The following is a 19,365-nucleotide window of genomic DNA, read 5'->3' on the forward strand; positions in this document are numbered from 1 at the left end:
CATCTCTGCAAGCGGCGTGCCATGGTGCCCGCGCGCGCGACGACAGCCGCGCCGGTGCTGGCGCGGCGGGCGTGCGCGGCCGTTTTGCGCGAGGTCGAAGCGGCGCCGGATGCCGCGAATCCGCTGCGACGTCTCAGGCGATCGGCATCGCGACACGCGCGCGCCGCCGCCCGCCGACACGCGTCGTTTCGCGTGCAAACCCGCGCGCGTCGCGGGCCGGCGCGCATCAGCGCGATTCGTCCGCAGACCGGATGCCGCGCGTGCGCGCGTCTCAGCGATGCGAGATCGGGCGAGACGCCGCTGAGACGAACGTCTCACGCGTGCCGCGTGCTGCGGCGCAATGTGATCCGCCGCGACGGATGTGCTACAAGAACATCGAATTCCCCGCCGTACGGACCGGAGCCGACCATGCCCTACGTCGTTCCCCAGGCCCAGCATGCCGACCGCGTGCTGGGCGCGCTCGCCGGACGCCTGCCCGCGCCGGCCGATTCGACGCGTCTCGTGTCGTCGTGGCAGCGCTCGCTCGAGCGCTACCGGCTCGACCCGGCATCGTCGATCGGGCCGCGCGTGCTGACCGCGGCCGAGCTGCGCGAGGTGCGCGACAAGGAGGAGGCGTTCCTGCGCGCGTCCGGCCAGTGCCTGACGCGTCTGCACGAGATGATTCGCGTGGCCGACTACTGCGTGATGCTGACCGACGCGCACGGCGTGACGATCGACTACCGGATCGATCGCGAGCGCCGCAACGATTTCCGTCACGCGGGGCTGCATATCGGCTCGTGCTGGTCGGAGAGCGAGGAAGGCACCTGCGGCGTCGCCAGCGTGCTGACCGACCTCGCGCCGATCACCGTGCACAAGACCGATCATTTCCGCGCGGCGTTCACGACGCTGACCTGCAGCGCGGCGCCGATCTTCGCGCCGGGCGGCGAACTGATCGGCGTGCTCGACGCGTCGGCCGTGCAGTCGCCCGACAGCCGCGACAGCCAGCGCCTCGTCTACCAGCTGGTGCGGCAGAGCGCGGCGCTGATCGAAGACGGGTATTTCGTGCACAGCACCGCGCAGCACTGGATATTGTTCGGGCATCCGAACCGTCACTATGTCGAGGCGCAGCCGGAGTGGCTGATCGCGTTCGACGAATGCGGCAACATCGTCGCCGCGAACCGGCATGCGCGCGACGCGCTGCCGGCGCTGCGCGAGCCGCGCCATATCGACGAAATCTTCGACGCGACCGAGATGCCGCTGCGCGACGCCGCGCGCCTCGACGCGATCGTCGCGCTGCGGCTGCGCGCGACCGGCGCGCCGCTCTATGCGCGGCTACGCGCGCCGCTGCGCCGCACCGGCCGCGAAGCGGGGGCGGCCACGCGCCGCCCGGGCACCGCCGAACGCCAGGTCGGCGCGCTGACGCCGTTCCTGCGCAGCAGCGACACGCAGATCGCCCAGCAGGCCGAACTGGCGCTGCGCGTCGCGAGCAAACGGCTGCCGATTCTCGTGCTCGGTGAAACCGGCGCGGGCAAGGAGGTATTCGCACGCGCGATTCATGATGCCGGCGCGCGCCGCACGCGGCCGTTCGTCGCCGTCAACTGCGGCGCGCTGCCGGAAGCGCTGATCGAGAGCGAACTGTTCGGCTATGCGGCCGGTGCGTTCACCGGCGCGCGCAAGCATGGCGCGCGCGGCAAGATCGCGCAGGCCGACGGCGGCACGCTGTTTCTCGACGAAATCGGCGACATGCCGCTCGCGCTGCAAACGCGCCTGCTGCGCGTGCTCGCCGACGGCGAGGTCGTGCCGCTCGGCAGCGACACGCCGGTGCGCGTCGATCTCGACGTGATCTGCGCGACGCACCGCGATCTCGTGCAGATGGTCGCGGACGGCACGTTCCGCGAGGACCTCTATTACCGGCTGAGCGGCGCGACCTTCGAGCTGCCGCCGCTACGCGCACGGGCCGACGTGCGCGACGTGATCGCCGCCGTCTTCGCCGAGGAAGCGCAGGCGACCGGCCACGTGCTCACGCTCGACGCGACGCTCGCCGAGCAGCTCGCCGCATACCCGTGGCCCGGCAACGTGCGGCAGTTGCGCAACGTGATGCGCTACGCGTGCGCGGTGTGCGACGGCGCGCGCGTGACGCGGCGCGACCTGCCGGCCGATCTCGCGGCGCAACTGGGCGCCGAGGCGAGCGGCGGCGCCCTGCCCGACGACGAACGCGGCCGCATCGTCGCGGCGCTCACCGCACACCGCTGGCGGCCCGACGCGGCCGCGCAGGCGCTCGGCATTTCGCGCGCGACGCTGTACCGGCGCATCGCCAAGCACCGGATCGTCGCGCCGCATCGCGCGTGATGCGCCGCTTGCGTCATGCGGTGTGCGCGGGCGCGTCGCGCATGGCGTTAGCGGCGCCGGTCTGCGCGTCGCGCTGCCGGAACACCTCGTGTGCGGCGAACAGCGCGTTGAGCGCGGCCGGCATGCCTGCGTAGACGGCCATCTGCATGAACACCTCGACGATCTCGTCGCGCGTGCAGCCGACGTTCAGCGCGGCCTCGACATGCACCTTCAACTGCGGCTGCGCGTTGCCGAGTGCGGCCAGCGCGGCGATCGTCGCGATCTCGCGCGCCCGCAGGTCGAGTTGCGGCCGGCTGTAGATGTCGCCGAACGCGAACTCGATCAGCAGCCGGCTGAAATCCGGCGCGATCGGCTCGAGCGCCGCGATGACGCGCTCGCCTGCTTCGCCGTCGATTTCCTTGAGCTTGTCCCAGCCGCGCGCGTAGCGGTCTTCAACGAGTCGTTCCATGATGTTCGTCCTGCTCCGTGAGTGAATGAGAAGTACTCGCCTGTCGTTCCGTCCCACGCTCCAGCGCCTCGTAGTGCGCGATCTTGTCGCCGATTGCGTCGAGGCTCGCCTGCAGCTCCGCGATATGCGCGCGCACCGCATCGCGATGCGCAACGAGCAGCCGACGCCGCGCGGCGAGCGTCGGCTCGCCTTGTGCGCGCAGCGCCGCGAACTGCTGCATCTGCGCGATCGGCATGCCGGTCGCCTTCAGGCGCATCACGAACGCGAGCCAGTCGAGATCGGCCGGCGCATAGAGCCGGTGCCCGGCCGCCGTGCGCGAAATCGCGCGCAGCAGGCCGGCCTGCTCGTAATACCGCAACGTATGCGTCGACACGCCCATCAGCTCGGCGACTTGACCGATCGTCAGCGGACCGGCGGCGGAAGGTTGGGATGCGGTGATCGACATGGCACGCTCAAGGTTAGGAGTTAGAGTTCACTCTAAGTCAAGCGCTGTCGAACGGCCAGTGCGTCGATTGGCACGGACACCGTAAAGAATCGTCAAAATCGCCGCCCGGCGCGGCATTCGGCCTTTACAGCGGCGCAAGCCTTCAGCAAGATTCGGACAGCTTGTCTTAAAAAGGGCACGCATTTGTCCTATGCTTAACGGCGACGCACGGCCACGCCGCGCACGGTCGTCCGTTGCAACCGCCATTCATCCGCCAGAACCGGAACCAGGGAGCCTTTGCCATGCTGAAAAAGCTGCTGATGCTGTTCGTTGCGCTGTCGCTGTCGCTTGCCGCCGGCCTTGCCGCGGCGGTCGAGGTCAACACGGCCGACCAGGCCGCGCTCGAATCCGTGAAGGGTCTCGGGCCGGTGAAGTCGAAGGCGATCATCGACGAACGCACCAAGAACGGCCCGTTCAAGGATGCCGACGATCTCGCCAACCGCGTGAAGGGCCTCGGCACGAAGTCGGTCGGGCACCTCGAGGAAAACGGCCTGACGATCGGCGGGTCCTCGACGCCGCCGAAGGGCGTGAAGCTGTCGAAGCCGGCCGCGACGACCTCGGCCACCACGTCGACGACGACGTCGGCAGGCACCGCATCGACGTCGACGACCGCGACGGCCGGCACCACGGCCACCGCCCCGACGCCGGCCGCGAGCGCGCCGGACGCGGCGACCAAGCCGGCCAGGAGCAAGCGCGCGTCGAAGAAGGAAAAGGCGGCAGCCGCCGCAGCGGCGTCCGTCGATGCGGGCGCGAGCGCGCCGGCCGCCGCTTCGTCGACGAAGGCGACGAAGGGTTCGAAGAAGAAGAGCAAGAAGGACAAGGCCGCCTCCGCCGCCGCGGCGTCGGGCGCCTGACATGCGCCGCGTGCACGATGGCGTGCGCGCGGCATTCTTTCAACGGGCGCCGTCGTCACGGCGCCCTTTTCAGTGAAGGTGAACAACCATGGGTCTTCTCGACATCGTCGGCGGTCTGATCGGCGGCCAGGCCGGCGGCAACTCGCAAAGCGCGCTCATCGCGACCGCGCTCGAATTCATCAACAACCAGCCGGGCGGGCTGAACGGCCTGATCGAGAAGTTCAAGGCCGGCGGCGCCGGCGAGATCATCGGCTCGTGGGTCGGCAACGGCCAGAACCAGCCGATCTCGCCCGACACGCTGCAGAACGTGCTCGGCTCGGACGCGATCGGCGCGCTGGCGAGCAAGGTCGGGATCGATCCGGGCCAGGCGTCGTCGATCCTCGCGCAGGTGCTGCCGCACGTCGTGAACCATGCGACGCCGAACGGCGAAGTGCCGGCCGACGGCCAGGTCGACACGTCGAACGTGCTCGGCGCGCTGTCGCAGCTGGCCGGCATGTTCGGCGGCAGCAAGCAGGCCTGAGCGCGCGGCCTGCGCGGCTCGGCAGCCGTCGCGCTGCCCCATAAGCAAACACCCCGCCGAGGCGGGGTGTTCGTTTTTGCGCGCCCGGCGCGAACCGGGCGTGGGCCGATGGCGATCAGTGCACGACGCGGTCGAACACGAACTGGCCGTCGTTGACGTCGACCGGGATCACGTCCTTCGGACCGAAGCGACCCGCGAGGATCAGCTTCGCGACCGGGTTCTCGATCTCCTGCTGGATCGCGCGCTTCAGCGGCCGCGCGCCGAACAGCGGATCGTAGCCGACCTTCGCGATCTGCTCGAGCGCCGCTTCCGACACGTCGAGCGCCATGTCGAGCTTCGCAAGCCGGTCGTGCAGGCGCGCGAGCTGGATCTTCGCGATCGACTCGATGTTGCGGCGGTCGAGCGCGTGGAACACGACGACGTCGTCGATCCGGTTCAGGAACTCGGGGCGGAAGTGCTGCTTCACCTCGAGCCACACCGCGTCCTTGATCTCTTCCTGCGGCGACTCCGCCATCGCCTGGATCACCTGCGACCCGAGGTTCGACGTCATCACGATCACGGTGTTCTTGAAGTCGACCGTGCGACCCTGCCCGTCCGTCATGCGGCCGTCGTCGAGCACCTGCAGCAGCACGTTGAACACGTCCGGGTGCGCCTTCTCGATCTCGTCGAGCAGGATCACGCTGTACGGCTTGCGGCGCACGGCTTCCGTCAGGTAGCCGCCCTCCTCGTAGCCGACATAGCCCGGCGGCGCGCCGATCAGCCGCGCGACGCTGTGCTTCTCCATGAACTCGCTCATGTCGATGCGGATCAGGTGCTCTTCCGAGTCGAACAGGAACGACGCCAGCGCCTTGCACAGCTCGGTCTTGCCGACGCCCGTCGGGCCGAGGAACAGGAACGAGCCGTACGGACGGTTCGGATCGGCGAGACCCGCGCGCGAGCGGCGGATCGCGTCGGCGACCGCATTGATCGCCTCGTCCTGGCCGACCACGCGCTCGTGCAGCTTCTCCTCGATATGCAGCAGCTTCTCGCGCTCGCCCTGCATCATCCGCGACACCGGAATCCCGGTCGCCCGCGACACGACTTCCGCGATTTCCTCGGCGCCGACCTGCGTGCGCAGCAGGCGCGGCCGCGTCGGGCTGTGCTGTTCCTGCTCTTCGGCCTGCGTGACCTGCTTCAGTTGCGCCTCGAGCTGCGGCAGCTTGCCGTACTGCAGTTCGGCGACCTTCTCCAGCTTGCCTTCACGCTGCAGCCGCGCGATGTCGGCGCGCACCTTCTCGATCTCTTCCTTGAGCTGCGCGCTGCCCTGCACCGCGGCCTTCTCGGCGGTCCAGATCTCCTCGAGGTCCGCATACTCGCGGCCGAGCCGCTCGATCTCTTCCTCGATCAGCTGCAGGCGCTTCTGCGACGCTTCGTCCTGCTCCTTCTTCACCGCTTCGCGCTCGATCTTCAGCTGGATCAGCCGGCGGTCGAGCTTGTCCATTTCTTCGGGCTTCGAATCGATTTCCATCTTGATCTTCGAAGCGGCTTCGTCGATCAGGTCGATTGCCTTGTCCGGCAGGAAACGGTCGGTGATGTAGCGGTGCGACAGCTCGGCCGCGGCGACGATCGCCGGGTCGGTGATGTCGACGCCGTGGTGCAGTTCGTACTTCTCCTGCAGCCCGCGCAGGATCGCGATGGTCGCCTCGACGCTCGGCTCGTCGACGAGCACCTTCTGGAAGCGGCGCTCGAGCGCGGCATCCTTCTCGATGTACTTGCGGTATTCGTCGAGCGTGGTCGCGCCGATGCAGTGCAGCTCGCCGCGCGACAGCGCCGGCTTCAGCATGTTGCCCGCATCCATCGCGCCTTCGGCCTTGCCCGCGCCGACCATCGTGTGGATCTCGTCGATGAACACGATCGTCTGGCCTTCGTCCTTCGCGATGTCGTTGAGCACGGCCTTCAGGCGCTCCTCGAACTCGCCGCGATACTTCGCGCCGGCGAGCAGCGCGGCCATGTCGAGCGACAGCACGCGCTTGCCCTTCAGCGTCTCCGGCACTTCGCCGTTGACGATCCGCTGCGCGAGCCCTTCGACGATCGCGGTCTTGCCGACGCCCGGCTCGCCGATCAGCACCGGATTGTTCTTGGTGCGGCGCTGCAGGATCTGGATCGAGCGGCGGATTTCGTCGTCGCGGCCGATCACCGGGTCGAGCTTGCCCGCGCGGGCGCGCTCGGTCAGGTCGACCGTGTACTTCTTCAGCGCCTCGCGCTGGCTTTCCGCGTCCTGGCTGTGCACCTGCGAGCCGCCGCGCACCGCGGCGATCGCGGCTTCGAGCGCCTTGCGCGTGAGGCCGTGCTGGCGCGCGAGCTTGCCGGCCTCGCCCTTGTCGTCGGACACCGCGAGCAGGAACATCTCGCTCGCGATGAACGTGTCGTTGAGCTTCTGCGCTTCCTTGTCGGCCTGGTTCAGCAGGCCGGCCAGTTCACGGCCGATCTGGATGTCGCCGCCGGTGCCCGTCACTTGCGGCAGACGCGAGATCGCCTCGTTCAGCGCGCCTTGCAGCGCCTGCACGTGGACGCCCGCGCGCGACATCAGCGAGCGGGCCGAGCCGTCCTGCTGCGCGACCAGCGCCGCGAGGACGTGAACGGGTTCGATGTATTGATTGTCGCGGCCGGCCGCGAGGCTCTGGGCGTCCGCGAGTGCTTCCTGGAACTTGGTGGTGAGCTTGTCGATTCTCATTTAGTCGAGACCTCCAATTTTCGATTAACACCAAAGTGAGGATGGTTATGCGGCTTTCAAGCGGAATTCGGGTTGATTCGGCGCAAAAAAACGCCCGGCGGCGACGGGGCACCCCGAATGAGGGGCGGAACGAGGCGGGCAGCCAGGCCGGCGGCTCAGTCGGCCTTCGACGGCGGTTCGGCGGATCCGGCCTCCGCCGGCTCGGCGCGCACGACCGCGATCGGCCGGATGCCGAGCAGCGACACGAGCGACGACGCGGGGGCAGCCAGTTCCCCAAGCGTGTGACGGTCGAGCTCGGCGAAGAACGCGTCGCGCGCGGCGGCCAGCACGCCCTTGAGGCGGCACTGCGGCTCGATCACGCAGCCGCGCGACCCGGCGTCGGCCGCGAAGCAGCCGACCAGCGCGAAATCGGCTTCGGTCGCGCGCACGACCTCGCCGACCGTCAACCGCAGCGACGCAGGGAACAGCCGCAGGCCGCCGTTGCGGCCGCGCACCGTGTCGACCCAGCCCAGCTCGCCGAGCCGCTGCACGACCTTCATCAGATGATTCTTCGAGATGCCGTATGCGTCCGAGATCTCCTGGATCGTCGCGAGTCCCTCGCCGTGTACGGCCAGGTACAGCATCACGCGCAGCGAATAGTCGGTGTAGTCGGTGAGTCTCATCGGCGAATACGGTGGTGACTGATCATGCCCTGTTACACGTGGCGCGCTGTTTCACGGCGCCGGGTTGCCTGGAAGGCGCGCACGCAATAAGATGCATTCCATCTATACGTTTTTCACGGGCAAGTGGCCGCTATTTTGCGGCAAAATCCCGCCGGCGTCGCGCGCTTCGCCCGTGCCGCCGCTCCGGATGCCCGCCCCCTTTTCGCCATGACCGCCACACTCGCCTCACCCGACACTGCACCGGCCCGCCCGCGCGACGCCGAGCCGACCGAAGCCAATATCCGCGACCTCGTCTACGCGTTCTACGACCGCGTGCGTGCGGATCCGCTGCTCGGGCCCGTGTTCGACGCGAAGCTGGCCGGCCGCTGGGACGATCATCTGCCGAAGATGGTCGGCTTCTGGTCGAGCCTCGTGCTCGGCACCAAAGGCTACCGCGGCAACGTGCAGCAGGCGCACCAGCCGCTCGACGGGCTCGAGCCCGCCCATTTCAGCCGCTGGCTGTCGCTGTTCCTGAAGACCGTCGACGCACGCTACACGCCGCCCGCGGCGGTCCGCTTCATGGAACCCGCGCTGCGAATCGCGCAGAGCCTGCAACTGAGCCGGTTCGGCTGGGATTACCGGATTCCGCCCGAGCAGCAGGCGCTGCTCGACGCAATCGCGCCGCGACGGGACGCGGACGGCGACGCGCCGGACGGCGCCCCGCATCGCCTGCCGTCGCGCGCACGCGGCGAGCCGTTTCCGGCGAAGATCATCGGACGCGGCAGCGACCCGGACGCCTGACGCCGCGTGCGGCCAAAAGCCGCAGCGGCGCGGCCATCGCCCGCGGCCGCATTCGCGCTGCCGGGCACCCGCGCTCAGCGCGGCGCATTGCCCGATTCGACGCCCCAGCGGGCGAGCGCCGCATCGTCGGTGCTGCGCGCGTCGACCCAGCGCTCGCCTTCCGGCGTCGTTTCCTTCTTCCAGAACGGCGCTTCCGTCTTCAGATAATCCATCACGAACTCGCACGACGCGAACGCGTCGCCGCGATGCGACGCGACCGTCGCGACCAGCACGATCTGGTCGAGCGGATACAGCTTGCCGACGCGATGCACGATCGCGACATCGATGCCGGGCCAGCGCCGGCCCGCCTCCGCCGCGATCTTCTCGAGCGCCTTTTCGGTCATGCCCGGATAGTGCTCGAGCTCCATCGCGGCGACCGACTCGCCTTCGTTCAGGTCGCGCACCGTGCCGACGAAGCAGGCCACGGCGCCGATCTTCGGATTGCGCGCGCGCAGCGCCGCCACTTCGGCGTTCAGATCGAAGTCGTCGGCCTGGACTCGTACCGTCGCCATCACTTGCCTCCTGCCGGCCTGGCGCCGGCGCTGCGGGTGCCGGGCATCGTCGCGCTCAACCGCCCGTCACCGGCGGGAAGAACGCGACCTCGCAGCCTTCGGTGAGCCGCGTGCCCGCATCGGTCATCTCGTGGTTGCAAGCCATGCGCAGCGCGCGCCCTTCGGCGAGCGTGTCGGCCCACGCGCCGCCGCGCACACGCAGCCAGGCCCGCACGTCGCCGACGGTGTTCACGCCGTCCGGCACGTCGACCTGCTCGTCGGCCACGCCCAGCGCCTCGCGCACGCTTGCAAAGAATTTCAGTTGAATCTTCATGTCGGGAAGCCGTCGCGTCAGGACAGCAGTTCGGAAAACGGAATGAAACGCACGGTCTCGCCCGCGCTGATCGCGTGCTGCGGCGGATTGTCGATCAGGCCGTCGCCCCAGACCGTCGAGGTCAGCACCGCCGAGCTCTGGTTCGGGAACAGGTCGAGGCCGCCCGCCGCGTTCACGCGCGCGCGCAGGAATTCGTTGCGCCGGTCGCCCTTGTGCTGCGAGAAATCGGCGCGCAGCGACAGCGCGCGCGGCGCGACGTCGCGCACGCCCGACAGCCGCAGCAGGAACGGCCGGACGAACAGCAGGAAGGTGACGAAACTCGATACGGGGTTGCCGGGCAGGCCGATGAAGTGCGCATCGCCGCGCGCGTCGCCGCGGCGCACCGCGCCGTAGGCGAGCGGCTTGCCGGGCTTCATCGCGATCTGCCACAGCGCGAGCCGCCCTTCGGCCTCGACGGCCGGCTTCACGTGGTCTTCGTCGCCGACTGACACGCCGCCGCTCGTCAGGATCACGTCATGGTCGCGCGCGGCTTCGCGCAGCGTGTCGCGCGTCGCGGCGAGCGAATCGGGCACGATCCCGTAGTCGGTCACGTGGCAGCCGAGCCGTTCCAGCAGCCCGCGCAGCGTGAAGCGGTTCGAGTTGTAGATCGCACCGGGCTTGAGCGGCTCGCCGGGCATCGTCAGCTCGTCGCCGGTGAAGAACACCGCGACGCGGATCCGCCGCGCGACCGGCAGCTGCGCGCAGCCGACCGACGCGGCAAGGCCCAGCGCCTGCGGCGTGAGCCGCGTGCCGGCCGGCAGGATCACGGCGCCCTGCCGGATGTCGGCGCCCTGGGCGGTGATCCATTCGCCGGCCTTCGGCGTATGCAGGATCTCGACCGCGTCGCCGTCGATGGCGGTCTGCTCCTGCATCACGACCGCGTCGGCGCCGGGCGGCACCGTCGCGCCCGTGAAGATCCGGGCGGCCGTGCCGGCCGCGAGCGGCGCGGCCGGATGGCCGGCCGGGATGCGCTGCGAGACGGGCAGGCGGCGCTCGCCGTGCAGCAGGTCGGCGACACGCACCGCATAGCCGTCCATCGCGCTCGTATGCATCGGCGGCACGTCGAGCGGCGAGCTCACGTCGGCCGCCAGCGCGCGGCCGAGCGCGTCGAGCGTGGCCACGGTTTCAGCGCCGGCCAGCGGCTTCGCCGCGTCGAGCAGCGCGGCCAGCGCCTCGGCGGTCGACAGCATCGGCGCGCGCGGCGCCGCGGGATTCGGGTTCGACATCGATGGAATCGGAGATCGTGGAAGGCAATACGTCATTGTAGCGACGCCGTCGCGCGGGCGCGCGATATGGCGGTCATGCGGAAATCGTGATCGGCGCGAACGCCAAGCAAAACGGCCGGAACCCCGATCCGTTCGACGAATCGGCATTCCGGCCGTCCGACGCCGCCGGGCGCGCGGCCCGGCGTCACGTCATGCGCCCGTATGCGCGGCGATGAACTCCTTCACCTGCTGCGCGTCGGCCTTCACGACCTCGAAGCGCTGCGGCAGCGCCTCGAGCCCGTCGAACGCGGCCGGACGCTCCGGCTCGCGATCGAGCGCCTCGCGGATCGTCTCGCCGAACTTGATCGGCTGCGCGGTCTCGAGCACGATCATCGGCACGCCCGCATCCAGATGCTCGCGCGCGACCTTCACGCCGTCGGCCGTATGCGTGTCGATCGTCGTGCCGTAGCGCGAGAACACGTCGCGGATCGTCGCGAGACGGTCCGCATGGCTGCTGCGACCCGACACGAAGCCGAACTCGGCGACGCGCGCGAAATCGCCGCTCGCCGCGAGATCGAAGCCGCCCTTCTCCTCGACGTCGCGGAACAGCTGCACCACGCGCGCGGGGTCGCGGCCGAGCAGGTCGAACACGAAGCGCTCGAAGTTCGACGCCTTCGAGATGTCCATGCTCGGGCTGCTCGTGTGATAGGTGTTCTCGGCGCTGCGCACGCGATACGCGCCGGTGCGGAAGAACTCGTCGAGCACGTCGTTCTCGTTGGTCGCGACCACCAGCTTCGCGATCGGCAGCCCCATCATCCGCGCGATATGGCCCGCGCAGACGTTGCCGAAGTTGCCCGACGGCACCGTGAACGACACGCGCTCGTCGTTCGAGCGCGTCGCCGCGAAATAGCCCTTGAAGTAGTACACGACCTGCGCGACGACGCGCGCCCAGTTGATCGAGTTGACCGTGCCGATCTTCTGCTGCGCCTTGAACGCGTGATCGTTGGACACGGCCTTCACGATGTCCTGGCAATCGTCGAACACGCCTTCGACCGCGAGATTGAAGATGTTCGGATCCTGCAGGCTGTACATCTGCGCCGTCTGGAACGCGCTCATCTTCTTGTGCGGCGACAGCATGAACACGCGCACGCCGGCCTTGCCGCGCATCGCGTATTCGGCCGCGCTGCCGGTGTCGCCGGAGGTCGCGCCGAGGATGTTCAGCGTCTCGCCGTGCTTGGCCAGCGTGTACTCGAACAGGTTGCCGAGCAGCTGCATCGCCATGTCCTTGAACGCGAGCGTCGGGCCGTTCGACAGCTCGAGCAGCGACAGCGGCGCGCCGTGCTCGGCGCCGAGCGTCTTCAGCGGCGTGATGTCGGCCGCGTTTTCGCCGTGGCGCGTGTTGCGGTACACGTCGGCCGTGTACGTGCGGCGCGTGATCGCGCGCAGGTCGTCGGCCGGCACGTCGTCGCAGAACTTCGACAGGATCTCGAACGCGAGATCCGCGTACGGCAGCGTGCGCCAGCGCGCGAGTTCGTCGGCGGACACCTTCGGATAGTCGGCGGGCAGGTAGAGCCCGCCGTCCTTCGCGAGACCGCCGAGCAGGATGTCGGAGAACGTGTGGCGCTCGCCGATGCCGGCGCCGCGCGTGGAGATGTAGTTCATGTCGTCCTCAGTCGTCAGCTCAGTTCAGCGCTTCCATGCGCAGCTTCGTCACCTTCGACACGACCGTCGACAGGCTCTCGATGCGCGCGATCGCCGCGTTGACGTTCTTCTCGAGCGTCTCGTGCGTGATCAGGATGATGTCGGTCTCGCCGTTCGCGTCGTCGACCTGCTCCGATTCCTTCTGCAGCAGCGCGTCGATCGAGATGCCCGAATCGGCGAGGATGCGCGTGATGTCGGCCAGCACGCCGGTTTCGTCGGCGACGCGCAGCCGCAGGTAGTAGCCGCTCGTGACTTCGTCGATCGGCAGGATCGGCGTGTTCGACAGGCTGTCCGGCTGGAACGCGAGATGCGGCACGCGATGCTCGGGATCGGCCGTGTGCAGGCGCGTGACGTCAACGAGGTCCGCGACCACCGCCGAAGCCGTCGGCTCCGCGCCCGCGCCCTTGCCGTAGTACAGCGTCGTGCCGACCGCGTCGCCGTGCACGACGACCGCGTTCATCGCGCCTTCGACGTTCGCGAGCAGGCGCTTCTCGGGGATCAGCGTCGGGTGCACGCGCAGCTCGATGCCGTTTTCGGCGCGGCGCGCGATGCCAAGCAGCTTGATCCGGTAGCCGAGCTCTTCCGCGTAGCGGATGTCAGTCGCATCGAGCTTGCTGATGCCTTCGACGTATGCGCGATCGAACTGCACCGGCACGCCGAACGCGATCGCGCTCATGATCGTCGCCTTGTGCGCGGCGTCGACGCCCTCGATGTCGAAGGTCGGGTCCGCTTCCGCGTAGCCGAGTTCCTGCGCGGCCTTCAGCGCGGTCGCGAAGTCGAGCCCGCGGTCGCGCATTTCCGACAGGATGTAGTTGGTCGTGCCATTGATGATGCCGGCGATGTACTGGATGCGGTTGGCGGTCAGCCCTTCGCGCAGCGCCTTGATGATCGGGATCCCGCCCGCGACGGCCGCTTCGAACGCGACCATCACGCCCTTCTCGCGCGCGGCCTCGAAGATCTCGGTGCCGTGCACCGCGAGCAGCGCCTTGTTGGCGGTCACGACGTGCTTGCCGTTCGCGATCGCGCGCAGCACGAGCTCGCGCGCGATGCCGGTGCCGCCGATCATCTCGGCGACGATCGAGATCGACGGATCGTCGACGACCGCGTTGAAGTCGTCGGTGATCTGCGCGCCGGCGGTGTCACCGCCGAGCGCAGCCTGCGCCTTGGCCGGGTTGCGCACCGCGATGCGCGCCACCTCGATGCCGCGCCCCGCGCGTCGCTTGATTTCTTCCTGGTTGCGGCGCAACACCGTGAAGGTGCCGCTGCCCACCGTGCCGAAGCCCAACAGGCCAACTTTGATCGGTTCCATGCTGCGTGTGATCGATGATTGAAAAGGTGTGAATGCCGTCCGGTTCCGCCCGCTCACGCCGTGTGGCGCTTGCGATAACCGTCGAGGAAGCGCGCGATCCGCTCGATCGAATCGGCGAGATCCTCGAGGTTCGGCAGGAAGACCACGCGGAAGTGGTCCGGCGTCGGCCAGTTGAAGCCCGTGCCCTGCACGAGCAGCACGCGCTCCTCGAGCAGCAGGTCGAGTATGAACTGCTGGTCGTTCTGGATCGGGTAAAGCTTCGGATCGAGACGCGGGAACATGTACAGCGCGGCCTGGGGCTTCACGCAGGTCACGCCGGGAATCGAGGTGAGCATGTCGTAGGCGAGCTCGCGCTGCTTGAACAGGCGGCCGCTCGGCACGATCAGCTCGTTGATGCTCTGGTAGCCGCCAAGCGCGGTCTGGATCGCGAACTGCCCGGGCACGTTCGCGCACAGGCGCATCGACGACAGGATCCCGAGCCCCTCGAGGTAGTCCTTCGCGCGCCGGCGGTTGTCGCCGCCGAGGCCCGACACGGCCATCCAGCCCGCGCGGTAGCCGCACGAGCGATAGCTCTTCGACAGGCTGTTGAACGTGACGGTGATCACGTCCTCCGACAGCGCGCCCATCGCCGTGTGCTCGAGGCCGTCGTAGACGATCTTGTCGTAGACCTCGTCGGCGAACACGATCAGCCCGTGCTGACGCGCGATCTCGAGCAGTTCGAGCAGCAATGCGTCGGAATAAAGCGCGCCGGTCGGGTTGTTCGGGTTGATCACGACGATCGCCTTCGTGTTCGGCGTGATCTTGCGGCGGATGTCGTCGAGATCGGGCATCCACGCGTTCTGCTCGTCGCAGATGTAATGCACGGGCGTGCCGCCCGACAGGCTCACCGCGGCCGTCCACAGCGGATAGTCGGGCGCCGGCAGCAGCACTTCGTCGCCGTCGTTCAGCAGCGCCTGGGTCGCCATCACGATCAGCTCGGACGCGCCGTTGCCAATGTAGATGTCGTCGAGGCCGACGCCGACCACGCCCTTTTGCTGCGTGTAGTGCATCACGGCCTTGCGCGCCGAGAACACGCCCTTCGAATCCGAGTAGCCGGACGACGTGGGCAGGTTGCGGATCATGTCCTGGATGATCTCGTCCGGCGCGTCGAAGCCGAACGGCGCGAGGTTGCCGATGTTCAGCTTGATGATGCGGTGGCCTTCTTCCTCGAGGCGCTTCGCGTGCTCGAGCACCGGGCCACGGATGTCGTAGCAGACGTTGAGCAGCTTGTTCGACTTCTGAATCGGTTTCACGACGACACGGTTCCTGGGTTGGCCTTGCGGCCGGGGGCGGGATCAAAAACTGGAGAGCGGCTGGTCTGCGCACGCTGTCTAGACTGGGAAAAGCGGGCGGTCGGGCGCGGCTTGTGGCGACGCGCGACGCGAGTGGCGCCCGGAGGCAACCAAAAAGTTATAATTTAGCGGATTTTGGCCGACTTTCGCAATGCACCATGGCCGTGCCGGGCCCGCGCCGTCGGGCATCCGGCGCCGGACGGCGCGCGAAGCCGGCCGCCCGGGCCCGCGCGGCCCGGCCAGACATTCCCCTTACGGAACCGCGGAATACCGATTTGAAACTGCACCAGGACACGAGCGGCGCGCTCAACACCGTTACCGGCTACGGCCCCGATTATGTCGACGTCAACCTCGAACGCCATGAAACGAGCGTCATCGTGCTGCCCGGCGCACCGGTACGGGAATGGCCGGTCGCGTCGTTCGACGCGCTCGCGCCCGAGCATTTCGCGATGCTGCTCGACCCGGCGCCCGAGCTCGTGATCTTCGGCAGCGGCGCGCGGCTGCGCTTTCCGCACCCGCGGCTGCTCGCGGCGCTCGCCGCAAAGCGGATCGGCGTCGAGACGATGGATTTCCAGGCCGCCTGCCGCACGTACAACATCCTGATGGCCGAAGGCCGCAAAGTCGCCGCCGCGCTCTTAATTGAACGTTAATCACCGATACGGTAAAACTCGGGCCGGCGCATCGGGACGATCCCCGCAGGTCGCCGCCCGGCAAGCCGCCCGCCCCGGCGCAACCCGCCGGCGCCCATCACAACAACCAACAGGCTGAAAATCCATGAACGATACGCCGTCGAGGCTACCGCTCAATCGCATCGCGCTCGTCCTCCTGCTGATCGCGTTCGCCGTGATCTGGTTCGCGCCGCTCGGGCTGCGCCACCTGATCCCGAGCGACGAAGGCCGCTACGCGGAAATGGCGCGCGAGATGTTCGTCACCGGCGACTGGATCACGCCGCGCTACAACGGCTACAAGTACTTCGAGAAGCCGCCGCTGCAGACCTGGCTCAACGCGCTGACGTTCGCGTGGTTCGGTATCGGCGAATGGCAGGCGCGCCTGTACACGGCGCTCGCGAGCTTCGGCGGCGTGCTGCTGGTCGGCTTCACCGGCGCGCGGCTGTTCAACCCGCTGTCCGGCTTCCTCGCCGCGGTCGTGCTCGCGTGCTCGCCGTACTGGAACCTGATGGGCCATTTCAACGCGCTCGACATGGGGCTCGCGTTCTGGATGGCGCTGTCGCTCTGCGCGCTGCTGCTCGCGCAGCGGCCCGGGCTGCGCCCCGCCGCGGTGCGCGGCTGGATGTGGACGTGCTGGGCGGCGATGGCGTTCGCCGTGCTGTCCAAGGGCCTGGTCGGGCTGATCCTGCCCGGCGCCGTGCTGGTGCTCTATACGCTGATCGCGCGCGACTGGGCGCTGTGGAAGCGGCTCTATCTCGTCAGCGGGCTGGTGATCTTCTTCGCGATCGCGACGCCGTGGTTCGTGCTCGTGCAGCAGCGCAACCCCGAATTCTTCAACTTCTTCTTCATCGTCCAGCAGTTCCGCCGGTACCTGACCCCGGAACAGAACCGTCCGGGCCCGTTCTACTACTTCGTCCCGGTGCTGCTGGTCGGCTTCCTGCCGTGGCTGTCGGTCGCATGGCAGAGCCTGCGCCACGCGCTGCGCATGCCGCGCCAGCCGAACGGCTTCTCGCCGATGCTGGTGCTGCTGATCTGGAGCGCGTTCATCTTCCTGTTCTTCAGCGCGTCGCATTCGAAGCTGATCTCGTACGTGCTGCCGGTCGCGCCGGCGCTCGCGCTGATGATCGGCGCGTACCTGCCGCTGATGACGGCCGACCGGTTCCGCCGCCACCTGCTCGGCTATCTGGTGTTCTTCGTCGTCGCCGCGTTCGGCATCATCTTCCTCGCGCGCCTGGGCGACGCCCGCACGCCGAACGCGCTGTATCGCGCGTTCCAGGTGTGGCTGTACGCGGGCCTCGCGGTCGCCGCCGCGCTGACGCTCGCGGCCGCATGGCTGAACCGCCGCGCGGGCGCCGCCGCCGCAATCACGATGTTCGGCGCGGCCTGGCTCGCGTTCGGCACGATCGGCGGCACCGGCCACGACGAGTTCGGCCGCTACAGCTCGGGCGCGCTGATCGCGCCGGCCGTGCGCGCGGAACTGGCGAAACTGCCGCCCGACACGCCGTTCTACTCGATCGAGATGCTCGATCACACGTTCCCGTTCTACGTCGGCCACACGACGATCATGGTGCAGCGCCAGGACGAGCTCGCGTTCGGCATCTCGGTCGAGCCGAACAAGTGGATTCCGACCGTCGACGAGTGGGTCGCGCGCTGGAAGCAGGACACCCACGCGCTCGCGATCATGGCGCCCGGCCAGTACGACACGCTGGTCAGGCAAGGCGTGCCGATGCGCGTGATCGCGCGCGACAACCGCCGCGTGATCGTCGAGAAACCCCAGTCGTAAGGACCGCCTTCCGCATGAACCCGATTTCGTTCGTCTGCATCATTACCGGCGTGATGCTCAACGCCTGCGCGCAACTTCTGCTGAAAGCCGGCGTCAACGCGGTTGGACACTTCGAATTCAGCCGTGCGAACATCATCCCGGTCGGCCTGAAGATCGCGACCCAGTTGCCGATCATCGGCGGGCTCGGCTGCTACGTGCTGAGCGTCGTCGTGTGGATCGTCGGGCTGTCGCGGGTCGACGTGTCGATCGCGTATCCGATGCTGTCGCTCGGCTATGTCGTCAACGCGTTCGCGGCCTGGTACCTGTTCGGCGAGGTGCTGTCGGTCCAGCGGCTCGTCGGCATCGGCATCATCCTGATCGGGGTGCTCGTGCTCGCGCGCAGCTGAGCCGCGGCATCCGGCGGCGTTAAGCGTCCGCCTACAAAAAATCACGGTACGAATCCGCCAACCGGTGTTTAATGCCGGTTTCGGACGGGACTGCCCGACCCTTTTATTACACGCCATTACAGGCCTACGCGTTCATGAGCCAGACTACCGCACCGTTTCTGCCGTTCACCCGCCCCGAGATCGACGAGGAAACCATCCAGGGCGTCGTCGAAGTGCTGCGCTCGGGCTGGATCACCACCGGCCCGCAGTGCCAGAAGTTCGAGGCCGCGCTGTCCGAGTACTGCGGCGGCCGCCCGGTGCGCGCGTTCAACTCGGGCACCTGCACGCTGGAGATCGGCCTGCGCATCGCGGGCGTCGGCCCCGGCGACGAGGTGATCACGACGCCGGCGTCGTGGGTGTCGACCAGCAACGTGATCCTCGAGACCGGCGCGACGCCCGTGTTCGCCGACATCGACCCCGTCACGCGCAACATCGATCTCGACAAGCTCGAACAGGCGATCACGCCGCGCACCAAGGCGATCATCCCCGTCTATCTGGCCGGCCTGCCGGTCGACATGGACCGCCTCTACGCGATCGCGCGCGCGCACAACCTGCGCGTGATCGAGGATGCCGCGCAGGCGCTCGGCTCGACGTGGAACGGCAAGCGCATCGGCGCGATCGGCGACATCGTGTCGTTCAGCTTCCACGCGAACAAGAACCTGACGACGATCGAGGGCGGCGCGCTCGTGCTGAACAACGACGACGAAGCGACGCTCGCGCAGAAATACCGGCTGCAGGGCATCACGCGCAGCGGCTTCGACGGCATGGACTGCGACGTGCTCGGCGGCAAGTACAACCTGACCGACGTCGCCGCGCGCGTCGGCCTCGGCCAGCTGCCGCACCTCGAGCGCTTCACCGCGCAGCGCCGCGCGCTCGTGCGTGCGTATTTCGCCGCGTTCGAGGGCGGTGCGGCCGCGAAGCTCGGCGTCGGCCTGCCGGTCGCCGATTTCGAGAACTGCAACTGGCACATGTTCCAGGTCACGCTGCCGCTCGATAGGCTGTCGATCTCGCGCGCCGAGTTCATGGCGCAGATGAAGGAGCGCGGGATCGGCACGGGCGTGCACTACCCGGCGATCCATCTTTTCACGCTGTACCGCGCGCGCGGCTTCACGGAGGGCATGTTCCCCCACGCCGAGCGGTACGGCGCGTCGACCGTCACGCTGCCGCTCTTCACGCAGATGACGGAAGACGACGTGCGTCGCGTCGTCGACGCCACCAATCAGATTTGCGAACAATACGGAAAGTAAGCGT

The 19,365-nt window shown here is 68.3% G+C and carries 18 protein-coding genes; 8 read left to right on the forward strand and 10 right to left on the reverse strand.

Going from position 1 to position 19,365, the window contains the following annotated elements; translation table 11 throughout:
* Positions 1-408 precede the first annotated feature (408 nt).
* Complete coding sequence (locus WS57_RS27590; RefSeq protein ID WP_059512717.1) at positions 409-2,328, forward strand: sigma-54-dependent Fis family transcriptional regulator; 1,920 nt, start codon at positions 409-411, stop codon at positions 2,326-2,328.
* A 13-nt stretch (positions 2,329-2,341) separates the two neighbouring features.
* Here WS57_RS27590 and WS57_RS27595 read toward each other — a convergent pair whose 3' ends face one another.
* Both WS57_RS27595 and WS57_RS27600 read right to left on the reverse strand, forming a co-directional pair.
* Positions 2,342-2,776: a carboxymuconolactone decarboxylase family protein gene (locus WS57_RS27595; protein WP_009694702.1), complete on the reverse strand. Its 435-nt coding sequence runs from the start codon at positions 2,774-2,776 to the stop codon at positions 2,342-2,344.
* Positions 2,760-3,221, reverse strand: a complete 462-nt coding sequence (locus WS57_RS27600) for a MerR family transcriptional regulator (RefSeq protein WP_009694701.1) — start codon at positions 3,219-3,221, stop codon at positions 2,760-2,762. The genes WS57_RS27595 and WS57_RS27600 overlap by 17 nt, the downstream gene beginning before the upstream one ends.
* A 281-nt stretch (positions 3,222-3,502) precedes the next feature.
* Here WS57_RS27600 and WS57_RS27605 point away from each other — a divergent pair, with 281 nt between their 5' ends.
* Together WS57_RS27605 and WS57_RS27610 are read left to right on the forward strand one after the other, a co-directional pair.
* Complete coding sequence (locus WS57_RS27605; protein WP_009694700.1) at positions 3,503-4,114, forward strand: ComEA family DNA-binding protein; 612 nt, start codon at positions 3,503-3,505, stop codon at positions 4,112-4,114.
* A gap of 88 nt (positions 4,115-4,202) precedes the next feature.
* On the forward strand, positions 4,203-4,634 hold the full coding sequence (locus tag WS57_RS27610) for a YidB family protein (protein WP_059477749.1): 432 nt from the start codon (positions 4,203-4,205) through the stop codon (positions 4,632-4,634).
* A 115-nt stretch (positions 4,635-4,749) separates the two neighbouring features.
* Here WS57_RS27610 and clpB read toward each other — a convergent pair whose 3' ends face one another.
* Together clpB and WS57_RS27620 are read right to left on the reverse strand one after the other, a co-directional pair.
* Positions 4,750-7,347, reverse strand: a complete 2,598-nt coding sequence (gene clpB / locus WS57_RS27615) for an ATP-dependent chaperone ClpB (RefSeq protein WP_059512721.1) — start codon at positions 7,345-7,347, stop codon at positions 4,750-4,752.
* 155 nt (positions 7,348-7,502) lie between these two features.
* Complete coding sequence (locus tag WS57_RS27620) at positions 7,503-8,009, reverse strand: Rrf2 family transcriptional regulator (RefSeq protein ID WP_059512723.1); 507 nt, start codon at positions 8,007-8,009, stop codon at positions 7,503-7,505.
* 207 nt (positions 8,010-8,216) lie between these two features.
* Here WS57_RS27620 and WS57_RS27625 point away from each other — a divergent pair, with 207 nt between their 5' ends.
* Complete coding sequence (locus tag WS57_RS27625; RefSeq protein WP_069245118.1) at positions 8,217-8,789, forward strand: group III truncated hemoglobin; 573 nt, start codon at positions 8,217-8,219, stop codon at positions 8,787-8,789.
* A gap of 74 nt (positions 8,790-8,863) precedes the next feature.
* Here the strand turns inward: WS57_RS27625 and moaE are convergent, their stop codons facing one another.
* From moaE to WS57_RS27655, 6 genes are all read right to left on the reverse strand, one after another.
* Complete coding sequence (gene moaE / locus WS57_RS27630) at positions 8,864-9,340, reverse strand: molybdopterin synthase catalytic subunit MoaE (protein WP_009694690.1); 477 nt, start codon at positions 9,338-9,340, stop codon at positions 8,864-8,866.
* Between the two features lie 55 nt (positions 9,341-9,395).
* Positions 9,396-9,653: a molybdopterin converting factor subunit 1 gene (moaD, locus tag WS57_RS27635; RefSeq protein ID WP_009694689.1), complete on the reverse strand. Its 258-nt coding sequence runs from the start codon at positions 9,651-9,653 to the stop codon at positions 9,396-9,398.
* A 17-nt stretch (positions 9,654-9,670) separates the two neighbouring features.
* On the reverse strand, positions 9,671-10,918 hold the full coding sequence (gene glp / locus WS57_RS27640) for a gephyrin-like molybdotransferase Glp (protein ID WP_059512727.1): 1,248 nt from the start codon (positions 10,916-10,918) through the stop codon (positions 9,671-9,673).
* A gap of 189 nt (positions 10,919-11,107) precedes the next feature.
* The gene (thrC, locus tag WS57_RS27645) at positions 11,108-12,559 is read right to left on the reverse strand and encodes a threonine synthase (RefSeq protein ID WP_040127531.1); all 1,452 of its coding nucleotides are present in this window, start codon (positions 12,557-12,559) and stop codon (positions 11,108-11,110) included.
* Between the two features lie 19 nt (positions 12,560-12,578).
* Positions 12,579-13,907 carry a homoserine dehydrogenase gene (locus tag WS57_RS27650; protein WP_009694054.1) on the reverse strand — a complete coding sequence of 443 codons (1,329 nt, stop codon included), beginning with the start codon at positions 13,905-13,907 and terminating at the stop codon, positions 12,579-12,581.
* A gap of 53 nt (positions 13,908-13,960) precedes the next feature.
* Positions 13,961-15,199, reverse strand: coding sequence for a pyridoxal phosphate-dependent aminotransferase (locus WS57_RS27655; RefSeq protein WP_009694053.1), 1,239 nt, complete (start codon positions 15,197-15,199; stop codon positions 13,961-13,963).
* Positions 15,200-15,513: 314 nt separating this feature from the next.
* Between WS57_RS27655 and WS57_RS27660 the strand changes: the two genes are divergently transcribed.
* The 4 genes from WS57_RS27660 to WS57_RS27675 all read left to right on the forward strand — a co-directional run bounded on the left by WS57_RS27660 (position 15,514) and on the right by WS57_RS27675 (position 19,361).
* Positions 15,514-15,888 carry an Mth938-like domain-containing protein gene (locus tag WS57_RS27660; RefSeq protein WP_040127533.1) on the forward strand — a complete coding sequence of 125 codons (375 nt, stop codon included), beginning with the start codon at positions 15,514-15,516 and terminating at the stop codon, positions 15,886-15,888.
* A 124-nt stretch (positions 15,889-16,012) separates the two neighbouring features.
* Complete coding sequence (locus WS57_RS27665) at positions 16,013-17,689, forward strand: glycosyltransferase family 39 protein (protein ID WP_069245119.1); 1,677 nt, start codon at positions 16,013-16,015, stop codon at positions 17,687-17,689.
* A 14-nt stretch (positions 17,690-17,703) separates the two neighbouring features.
* A complete protein-coding gene (locus WS57_RS27670) occupies positions 17,704-18,075 on the forward strand; it encodes an EamA family transporter (protein ID WP_009694047.1) in 372 nt (123 codons plus the stop codon).
* Between the two features lie 134 nt (positions 18,076-18,209).
* Complete coding sequence (locus WS57_RS27675) at positions 18,210-19,361, forward strand: DegT/DnrJ/EryC1/StrS family aminotransferase (RefSeq protein ID WP_069245120.1); 1,152 nt, start codon at positions 18,210-18,212, stop codon at positions 19,359-19,361.
* Positions 19,362-19,365: the final 4 nt, after the last annotated feature.

The sequence above is a fragment of the Burkholderia pseudomultivorans genome, assembly GCF_001718415.1.
Taxonomy (GTDB): domain Bacteria; phylum Pseudomonadota; class Gammaproteobacteria; order Burkholderiales; family Burkholderiaceae; genus Burkholderia; species Burkholderia pseudomultivorans_A.